This is a genomic window from Actinospica durhamensis (assembly GCF_018139695.1).
Classification (GTDB): domain Bacteria; phylum Actinomycetota; class Actinomycetes; order Streptomycetales; family Catenulisporaceae; genus Actinospica; species Actinospica durhamensis.
This window is the reverse complement of the sequence record NZ_JAGSOG010000409.1, coordinates 1-5433: the sequence shown is the minus strand read 5'-3', so window position 1 is coordinate 5433 and position 5433 is coordinate 1. Positions and strand designations below refer to the sequence as shown.

General features: G+C 70.3%; 3 protein-coding genes. 1 reads left to right on the top strand and 2 read right to left on the bottom strand.

The annotated features are described in order from the left end of the window. Positions 1–143 precede the first annotated feature (143 nt). Both KDL01_RS38770 and nrdR read right to left on the bottom strand, forming a co-directional pair. Positions 144–3134 (bottom strand): vitamin B12-dependent ribonucleotide reductase, encoded by a 2991-nt coding sequence (locus KDL01_RS38770; RefSeq protein ID WP_212533712.1) that lies wholly within the window; start codon positions 3132–3134, stop codon positions 144–146. Positions 3135–3330: 196 nt separating this feature from the next. Next, entirely contained in the window at positions 3331–3876 is a 546-nt protein-coding gene (gene nrdR, locus KDL01_RS38765; RefSeq protein WP_212533711.1) for a transcriptional regulator NrdR, read from the bottom strand. Positions 3877–4583: 707 nt separating this feature from the next. Between nrdR and lexA the strand changes: the two genes are divergently transcribed. Then, positions 4584–5405, top strand: coding sequence for a transcriptional repressor LexA (gene lexA / locus KDL01_RS45725; protein ID WP_368861739.1), 822 nt, complete (start codon positions 4584–4586; stop codon positions 5403–5405). Positions 5406–5433 lie beyond the last annotated feature (28 nt).

The window sequence follows — 5433 nt, the reverse complement described above, 5'->3', positions numbered from 1 at the left end:
GGACACAGCGGCTCCAGACCGCGACGACCGAGCTCCGGACCGAACAGGCCCGGAGCTCGTCAAGTCGACGTACGATCAGCTGCCTTCCGGGTTCGTCTACCTCGCTCCGCAGAGCCGAGCGAGGTAGACGAACCGGAATCAACTCAGCTGCAGCCGCTGGTCGAGCCGCAGCCTTCGCAGACGTAGCAGGAGCCGGCCGGGCGCATCTTGGTGCCGCAGTTGGCACACAGGGGGGCGTCGGCGGCGTGGCCCATCTTGGCCTCGAGCAGCTCCATGGAGGAGTGCGCGGAGGCGGTCGGGACGGGGACGGCCGTGCGGGGGGCGGCCGCTTCGGGCGCTTCGGCGTCGGCTTCGGCCTCGGCCGGGGTGCCGGACTTCGGGGCGTGGCGCTCTATCGGCGCGGACTGGGCGAACTCGGTGAGGTCGGCGTCGGACTCGCCCTCGGCGGGCAGGTAGGAGCCGGTCTCGAGCTGGCGCTGGCGCTCGGTGGCCGAGTAGATGCCGTAGTCGGCGCGGACGTCGAAGGGCAGGTAGTCCAGGGCGAGGCGGCGGAAGATGTAGTCGAGGATCGACTGGGCCATCCGCACGTCCGGGTCCTCGGTCAGGCCGGCCGGCTCGAAGCGCATGTTGGTGAACTTCGAGACGTACGTCTCCAGCGGCACGCCGTACTGCAGGCCCACCGAGATGGCGATGGAGAAGGCGTCCATCATGCCGGCCAGGGTCGAGCCCTGCTTCGCCATCTTCAGGAAGACCTCGCCGAGGCCGTCGTCGGGGTACGAATTGGCGATCATGTAGCCCTTGGCGCCGCCGACCGAGAACGAGGTGGTCGAGCCGGTACGGGCGCGGGGCAGGCGCTTGCGGGTGGGGCGGCGCTCGATGACGGTGCGCACCTCGATCGGGGTCGGGGTCGCGGTCGCGGCGACGGCCTGGGTGGCCGCAGTCGCCGCCGCCTTGGCCGCGGCCTCCTTCTTCGCGCCCTTGGCGTCCTGCAGCGGCTGGCCGACCTTGCAGTTGTCCCGGTAGACGGCCAGCGCCTTCAGGCCCAGCTTCCAGCCCTCGTAGTAGATCCCCTCGATCTCCTCGATCGTGGCGGACTCGGGCAGGTTGACCGTCTTGGAGATCGAGCCGGAGATGAACGGCTGGATCGCGGCCATCATCAGCACGTGGCCCATCGGCGCGATGGAGCGCTCGCCCATGGCGCAGTCGAAGACCTCGTAGTGCTCGGGGCGCAGCGCCGGGGCGTCGACCACGTGGCCGTGCTCGGCGATGTAGGCGACGATCGCCTCGACCTGCTCCTGCGGGTAGCCGAGCCGGCTCAGGGCGCGCGGGACGGTGTTGTTCACGATCTGCATCGAGCCGCCGCCGACGAGCTTCTTGAACTTCACCAGGGCCAGGTCGGGCTCCACGCCGGTGGTGTCGCAGTCCATCATGAAGCCGATGGTGCCGGTCGGGGCGAGCACGCTGGCCTGGGCGTTGCGCCAGCCGTTCTCCGCACCGATCTCCAGGCAGGCGCTCCACTCGGACTTGGCCGCGTCCAGGATGGCGCGGTCGAACTCCTCGAGCGTGACGACCTGCTCGGCGGCGTCGGCGTGCTTGCGCATGACCCGGGCGTGCGGCTCGGCGTTGACCGCGAAGCCGCTGTACGGGCCGACGATGCCGGCCAGCTCGGCCGAGCGGCGGTAGGCGGTGCCGGTCATCAGCGCGGAGATGGCGGCGGCGATGGCGCGGCCCCCCTCCGAGTCGTACGCGTGGCCGGTGGCCATCAGCAGCGCGCCGAGGTTGGCGTAGCCGATGCCCAACTGGCGGAAGTCGCGGGTGGTCTGGCCGATGGACTCGGTCGGGAAGTCGGCGAAGCAGATGGAGATGTCCATCGCCGTGATGACGAGCTCGACGGTCTTGACGAACAGCTCGTGGTCGAAGGACGAGGCGTCGTCGCTGACGAACTTCATCAGGTTCAGCGAGGCCAGGTTGCACGAGGAGTTGTCCAGCGACAGGTACTCCGAGCACGGGTTGGACGCGGTGATCCGGCCGGTGTTCGGGTTGGTGTGCCAGTCGTTGATGACGTCGTCGTACTGCAGGCCGGGGTCGGCGCACTCCCAGGCGGCCTGGGCGATCTGCCGGAACAGGTCCTTGGCCTCGACCTGCTCGATGATCTCGCCGGTGGTGCGGGCGCGCAGGCCGAAGGCGGCGCCCTGCTCGTAGGCGCGCATGAACTCGTCGTTGACCCGGACGCTGTTGTTGGCGTTCTGGTACTGCACCGAGGTGATGTCGGAGCCGCCGAGGTCCATGTCGAAGCCGGCGTCGCGCAGGACGCGGATCTTGTCCTCTTCGCGGGCCTTGGTCTGGACGAACTCCTGGATGTCCGGGTGGTCCACGTCGAGCACGACCATCTTGGCCGCGCGCCGGGTGGCGCCGCCGGACTTGATGGTGCCGGCCGAGGCGTCGGCGCCGCGCATGAAGGAGACCGGGCCGGAGGCGTTGCCGCCGGAGGAGAGCAGTTCCTTGGACGAGCGGATCCGGGAGAGGTTCAGACCCGCGCCGGAACCGCCCTTGAAGATCAGGCCCTCTTCCCGGTACCAGTTCAGGATCGAGTCCATGGTGTCGTCCACGGCCAGGATGAAGCACGCGCTGACCTGCTGCGGGCTGGCCGTGCCGACGTTGAACCAGACCGGGGAGTTGAACGAGAAGACCTGGTGCACGAGCATGTGGGTGAGCTCGTGCTCGAAGATCTCGGCGTCGTCGTCGCTGGCGAAGTAGCCGTGCTCCTGGCCCGCCTTGCGGTAGGTCTGCACGACCCGGTCCACGACCTGGCGCAGCGAGGTCTCGCGCTGCGCGGTGCCGAGGGCGCCGCGGAAGTACTTGGTGGTGACGATGTTGGCGGCGTTGACCGACCAGAAGTCGGGGAACTCCACGCCGCGCTGCTCGAAGTTGACCGAGCCGTCGCGCCAGTTGGTCATCACGACGTCGCGGGACTCCCAGGTGACGGCGTCGTACGGGTGCACGCCCGGGGTGGTGTAGACCCGCTCCACCCGCAGACCCCGGCCCTCGGCCGCCTCGCCCTTGCCGTTCTGCGCGGGCACCGTCGTCCCCTTCCTGCCGCTGCGACGCGCTGCCGCGCTGATGGCCTCCGTCATGTGAACAGTCCTCTCCCTACCCTCACCAAATGCAACGTCTCGGGGAGCGCTTGGCTTCCCCGCCAGCGCGCCCCGCCGGGGCCCTGTCCCGGTTGTTCGAATCCACTGAATCGAATCCACGGAAAATCCGTGATCCGCGTCACGCGTCCTGTCTCACGCGCCCTGAGCACCCGCCCCGCCGACGCGGGGCGGGTGCTCAGGGCGCGGTCACGGGCTGGGCACCGGGCTCGACCCCGGCGTCCTCGTCCTGTTCCCCGTGCGGCCGCAGCGCGGCCTCGGCCGCGGCTTCGGCATCCGCCTCGGCGCCGCGCAGCTCCGCGATGGCCTGCTCGAAGTCCTCGAGTGACTCGAAGGCCCGGTAGACCGAGGCGAAGCGCAGGTAGGCGACCAGGTCGAGCTCGCGCAGCGGCCCGAGTATCGCCAGACCCACCTCGTGCGTGGGCAGTTCGGCCACGCCGGAGGCGCGCACCGCCTCCTCGACCCGCTGGGCGAGCAGCGCCAGCTGGTCCTCGGTGACCGGCCGACCCTGGCAGGCCTTGCGCACGCCCGCGACGACCTTGTCCCGGCTGAACGGCTCGGTCACCCCGGAGCGCTTGACCACCAGGAGCGTCGCCGTCTCGATGGTGGTGAACCGGCGGCCGCACTCGGGACAGGCCCGGCGGCGGCGGATCGCGGTGCCGTCCTCGGTGGTGCGCGAGTCGATCACCTTCGAGTCGGTGTGGCGGCAGAACGGGCAGTGCACGGGTCCGCGGTTCCCTTCGACTCGGTGGTGCGACGCGTCCGCGAAGGCGCGCCCAGGTGCGCCCATGACAACCTGCACTTGCGTTGATACCACAAGTTCTAGATGCCCTGGCCGCGTTACCTACAAGATGTAGGGGTAAAGGTAGCCTCCCGCCGACGGCCGTGCAAGCTGCGCACCACCCGATCGGCGGCATGGCGCTCACCCCGGTCAGCTACGCAGAGCGATCCCGGCTGGTGGCCCGGAACAACCGCCACCACCGCCGGGGAAAATCCGCAAGAGCGTTCGCCGCAAATTCCTTCGACCGGATGAATTCGCTTGGCCACTCCGGGAAAATCACCGCAGATGCCGCAAGATTACTCTCGGGAGCAGGTCGTCCGGAGGTGGGCGGGCGCGGCCCGCGGCCGAAGATGACGGTGCCTCATTCGAACAAGTGTTGGGCACTTGTCGGTAGCCTCGGCTACCTTGGTCGGTGAAAGGGAGGAAGGGGACTATCCGAGATGAGCGGACAGGGCGTCGTGCGACAGCGCAAGGGCCCGGCGGCGGAGAAGCCGCGCGGCGCCTCGGCCGCTGCGAAGAACGCGGCCAAGGGAGTCAAGGCGGTCACGGCCGGCAAGGGGCGCGGTGTGGGCCGCGCGGCCTCGGCGGCCACGGGCGGCGGCGGTGACGGCGGCAAGAGCGGGCCGGGCGGCGGGCGCGGGGAGCCTGCCGTGACGAAGGTGCCCCTCGCGCTGCGGCTGACGGACCGGCAGTGCCGGATCATCGAGGTGATCCAGGACTCGATCGACCGCCGCGGCTACCCGCCGTCGATGCGCGAGATCGGCGAGGCGGTGGGCCTGAACTCGACTTCGTCGGTGCGCCACCAGCTGGTGGTGCTGGAGGGCAAGGGCTTCATCCGCCGCGACCCGAACCGGCCGCGGGCCTACATCGTGCGCGGCCCGAGCGATCCGACCCAGGCCTGGCGGGCGCGGATGGCGCAGACCACGCCGCAGGGCGGCGGCCAGCCGGCCGGCGGGGCGCTGGCGGGCACGCCGGACCACCCGCAGGGCCGGATGCAGTCGGCGATCTCCACGCTGGGCAGTTCGATGGCCGCCGGAGCCCAGTCGGCCCTGGCCGCACTCGGCGCCCTCGGCGGCTCGGTCGGCGCGATGGAGTTCGTGCCGCTGGTCGGCCGGATCGCGGCCGGTGGTCCGATCCTGGCCGAGGAGTCGATCGAGGAACTGATCCCGATGCCGCGGGCCATGGTCAGCGACGGCACGCTGTTCGCGCTCACGGTCGTCGGCGACTCGATGATCGAGGCCGGGATCATGGACGGCGACACCGTGGTGGTGCGCCAGCAGCAGTCGGCCGAGTCGGGCCAGATCGTGGCGGCGATGATCGACGGCGAGGCCACGGTCAAGCAGCTCAAGATCCAGCGCGACGAGGGCCGGTACGAGGTCTGGCTGATGCCGCGCAACCCGAGCTACGACCCGATCCCGGGCGACAACGCCGTGGTGCTCGGGCGCGTGGTGACGGTGATGCGGCGGCTGTGAGCAGGGCAGGACGCGAGAACTCGTCGAC